The following is a 4,619-nucleotide window of genomic DNA, read 5'->3' on the forward strand; positions in this document are numbered from 1 at the left end:
GATCCTGTCCTGAAGAGGGTGTTTACGCAGAGCGTTCGGCGCTGACGCCGAGCGATTTCAGTTTACGATGAAGTGCAGACCGCTCCATACCGACAAAACTGGCCGTTCGGGAGATGTTTCCCCCGAACCGGTTTACCTGGGCCAGAAGATATTCCCGCTCAAACATTTCCCGGGCCTCGCGCAACGGCATCCCCATGATTTCGACACCCTTGTCGAAATTGAGGCTGATCGGCGCCGCGGACCCGATTTCCGGCGGCAGCATTTCCGCCTTCACAGGCTCGTTCGCCGCCCCGGGAGCCATGATCAGCAGCCAGTCGATCACGTTGCGAAGCTGACGCACATTGCCCGGCCAGTCATAGGACTGCAGCGCGGCAATGGCATCTTCGCCAAGAACTCGGTGCGACATGCCCGAACTGCGTGCGGAACGCTCAATGAAATGGGTGCAGAGCAGCGGGATATCCTCCCGGCGTTCAGACAGCGCCGGGACAATGATAGGTACCACGTTCAGCCGATAATAAAGATCCTCGCGGAAACGGCCTGTTGATATTTCCTGCTGAAGATCCCTGTTGGTCGAGGCGATAACACGGACATCGACGGAAATTTCCCGCTCCCCGCCAACCCGCCGGAACCGCTGCTCCTGCAAAACCCGGACGATCTTGCCCTGGGTTTCCTTCGGCATGTCCGCGACTTCATCAAGGTACAATGTACCTTTATGGGCCTGCTCCAGCATACCAACGGTGCGGCCTTCATCACTCTCGCCATCCCGGCGCTCCGCGCCGAAAAGTTCGATCTCGAGTCGCTCCGGGCTCAGCGTCGCGCAATTCAATACCGTGAACGGACCGCTCGCACGGGCCGAGCTCGTATGGATCATGCGGGCGACGACTTCCTTGCCGACCCCCGCCGGCCCGGTAATCAGCACCCGGCTGTTCGTCGGCGCCACTTTTTCCACGGCCTGCGCCACCTGTGCCACCCCGGAGGAGTTTCCGATCAGCCTGTCTTCCGTATCCGACCGCGCCCGGAGCTCCGCGTTTTCACGCCGGAGCTGCACGGCTTCCAGTGCCCTGCCGACTTGCAGTAACAGGCGTTCGGTCTCGAAGGGTTTTTCAATGAAATCGTAGGCACCGATCTTGATCGCGGAGACCGCGGTCTCGATTGTTCCGTGCCCGCTGATCATGATCACCGGGATATCCGGATGCTCCGCGCTTAACCGCTCCAGTATCTGGAGACCGTCCAGCGTGCTGTTTTCCAGCCAGATATCGAGAATGACAAGGCCTGGCCGGCGTATATCGACGGCTTCGAGAGCCTCGTCGCTATTCCGCGCCTGCCGCGTGTCATAGCCTTCATCCTCAAGAATCCCCGCGAGCAGAGACCGGATATCGGCCTCATCGTCTACGATGAGAATGTCATACGCCATGGTGGCTCAGCCTAAAGTCATTTTCATTTGAGTCCAATGTCGCCTCGTCCGGCGACGCCTCGAAATTGTCCCTGAAGGTCAAACGGACTCTCGTCCCTCCGCTTTCACGGTCCATGAGGGCAATCGAGCCTCCATGATCTTCCATGATTCGCTTTACAATTGCCAGACCGAGGCCGGTGCCTTTTTCCCGGGTCGTCACATAAGGTTCCGTCAGACGATCACGATCCGTCTCCGGAAGCCCCCGGCCCGTATCGTCAACATCAACGACAATCCTTTGATCCTCCCGGGCGATTGAAACAGAGATTCTATGCCCCGGTGCACGCTTTCCGCCAGCCTTGGCCGGCGCAATCGCATCGATTGCGTCAATCGCGTTCTGCAACAAGTTCGTCACGACCTGTCTGATCTGCCGTTGGTCACACTCAAGCTCAACCGGCTCCTGATCTCCATTGAAAGCGAAGACAATGCCGGATTGTGCCGACCTCTGAAGAACCACCTGTTCACGAATGAGCTCGATCAGATTTTCCCTCCGCATCACCGGAGCAGGCATCCGGGCAAAAGCCGAGAACTCATCAACCATACGCCCGATATCACCTACTTGTCGCACAATCGTGCTCGTGCATTCAACAAATGTCTCAGGATCGTCTTTTATCTGCTTCAAATATTTACGTTTAAGGCGTTCAGCAGAGAGTTGAATAGGGGTCAGGGGATTCTTGATTTCATGGGCAATCCGGCGCGCGACATCCGCCCAGGCAGCCATCCGCTGCGCTGACAGAAGTGCGGAAATATCGTCAAAAGTCAGCACATATCCCGAGACCTTGCCGTCAGTGATTTCGGCCTTGATCCGCGCCAGAAGCGTTATTCTTTTGCTTTCCCTGTTCAGCTCGATCTGCTTTTCCGATTGCCGGTTAGGGTTATGCCTTGCCAGCTCAAGCAGCTCGATCATCTCCGGTATCTGCTCCGCCAGCATTCGCCCGACAAGGGATTCAATCGTCACCCCCAGCAGGCTGGCGGCCGATTTATTCGGCAGATTGATCCGCGCATCCGCATCGAGGCCGATCACTCCGGCGGACACACCGCCGAGTACGGCTTCGGTGAACCGCCGCCGTGCATCAACCTGACGGTTCGCGCTCATCAGCTCGCTGCGCTGCATTTCCAGCTGCCGCGTCATACGGTTAAACGCCCTGGCAAGAAGTCCCATTTCGTCCGCTTCGACAGGCCCGGAGACCCGGGCCGTGAGGTCTCCCGAACTGATCCGTTCCGCGGCCCCTATCAGCTCACTGATAGGCTGAACCATCCAGGTGGCGAGATTGAGGCCGATCCAGACCGCGGCAAGCAGGAGCAGGAGCGTCACCATGGCGAAGATCATGATGAAGGACACCTGGATATCCAACCGGCGGCCTTCCAGTTCGGTGAACTGATTGACCGCCTCCTTCGTGCGCTCGATATAGCTGAGGATCTCCGAATCAACGAAGCGCCCGACAAACAGATAGGCGTCGACGAACCGGTCGAGCCGGACAAAAGCGCGAATCCGGTCATCCGCATCCGTGGTCAGAACGACCACGTCACCAAGCCTCGCCTTGGACATCGCGTCCTCGGGAAGCGGCTCGTAATCGAAAGAAAGCGCGAGGTTCGTGCGGGCCAGAACCCTTCCCGTACTGTCGAAGGCCACGGCTTCCGTCAGATTTCGCAGGGATGCCTGCGCGCGCAAGACCTGAGAGAACCGGGAGGGATTGTTCACCAGAAACGGCGCTTCCCGATTGATATCGTTAGCCATGGCCAGAACATCACCGCGGATCACCTGTCTGTGCTCTTCCAGATAGCGCTCGGCAACGGCGACAGAGCCGGTAACAGCCGTCGATACCCGCTCGCTGAACCAGGAGCGGATACCGAAGTCGAACATGACCAGAGAGAAGACAGAGACCAGGATCGTCGGAGCCACGGTCAGCACCGAGAACATGACCACGAGACGGACATGCAGCCGTGAGCCGGCAAGGCCCTGCCGCCGTTCAACCCAGAGACGGGCCAGCCGGTAAGCGACCAGAATGCCGAGCAACAGAAGCAGGGAAAAATCCGCGTAAAGAATCCCCAGCACCACATCCGGGGCCGGACCGGCTGGCCCCGCCCGCGTAAAGACGCCATAGGTCCCAAGTCCGGCGACGATGGCGAGCGCGGCCAGAACATAGGCAGCCTTGCGCTCAAACCCGATGCGCTGCGCCCAGATACGGAATTTTCGCGTGTAGCTTCCGAGCCGGTTTTCAGAACGCAGCAAAACCATATCGGAAGGCCTGACCGCGTCAGAAGGCTTCTCTATTTCGGAAGAATGGGCGTCTGTACCTGCTTCCGCCGGCATGTCTCACCTAATGAATGACGGATCGCGACGTATTAGTCTTAACCTAACCAGCCTTGGCACGCACGTCTCGGGTCCTCGCCCTCTACCGAGCGCTGCGGACAACAGGTATCCCGAGATCCCTGATCTTCTTTCGCAGGGTATTGCGATTGAGGCCAAGCATGGAAGCCGCTTTCAGCTGATTTCCCTTGGTCGCATCCAGAGACAGCATGATCAGGGGCCGCTCTATCTCGCGCAGGACGCGGTCATGCAGACCTGTCGGCGGCAAATTGTCACCATGGGCCGCGAAATAGGTGCGCAGGTGCCGCTCGACCGCATCGGAAAGGTTTTCGCTCTTGTCGGAAGCTTCCTCGTCCGCCCCGGCCGGACTGTCGAGCAACTCCTCATCAATAGCCGCAGAGCCAATCACCTCTTCGGAATAGAGGGCGACCAGACGCTTTACCAGATTTTCCAGCTCGCGGATGTTTCCCGGCCAGTTATAGGCCGTCAGGCGCTGCATGGCGGCGCCGTCGATGCTTTTTTCCGGCAGCCCTTCCTTCTGGGCCAGCGCCAGGAAATGCCGGACAAGATCGGGAATATCTTCCTTGCGCTCACGTAGCGGAGGCAAGCGGATGGGAACAACGTTAAGTCTGTAAAACAGATCTTCGCGGAACATGCCCTGGCGGATGAGCTGCCGCAAATCACGGTGCGTAGCGGCCACGATGCGGACATCCACCTGGATGGCCGAGCGACCGCCAACACTAGTGTATTCACCCTCTTGCAGAACGCGCAGAAGACGGGTCTGCGCCTCGATCGGCATATCGCCGATTTCATCCAGGAAAAGAGTCCCGCCACGAGCCTGCTCAAAACGGCCGCTGG

General features: G+C 58.6%; 3 protein-coding genes. All 3 read right to left on the reverse strand.

Annotation, left to right across the window (positions count from 1 at the left end):
- Positions 1-22: 22 nt before the first annotated feature.
- A complete protein-coding gene (locus AAC126_RS21760) occupies positions 23-1,414 on the reverse strand; it encodes a sigma-54 dependent transcriptional regulator (protein WP_339857463.1) in 1,392 nt (463 codons plus the stop codon).
- Positions 1,404-3,683 carry a PAS domain-containing sensor histidine kinase gene (locus AAC126_RS21765; protein ID WP_339857465.1) on the reverse strand — a complete coding sequence of 760 codons (2,280 nt, stop codon included), beginning with the start codon at positions 3,681-3,683 and terminating at the stop codon, positions 1,404-1,406. Before AAC126_RS21765 ends, AAC126_RS21760 begins: the two co-directional genes overlap by 11 nt.
- 163 nt (positions 3,684-3,846) lie before the next feature.
- Positions 3,847-4,619 (reverse strand): sigma 54-interacting transcriptional regulator (locus AAC126_RS21770; RefSeq protein WP_339857467.1); only part of this gene is annotated, 773 nt, incomplete at its 5' end.

It is taken from the genome of uncultured Nisaea sp., from assembly GCF_963974195.1.
Lineage (GTDB): Bacteria > Pseudomonadota > Alphaproteobacteria > Thalassobaculales > Thalassobaculaceae > Nisaea.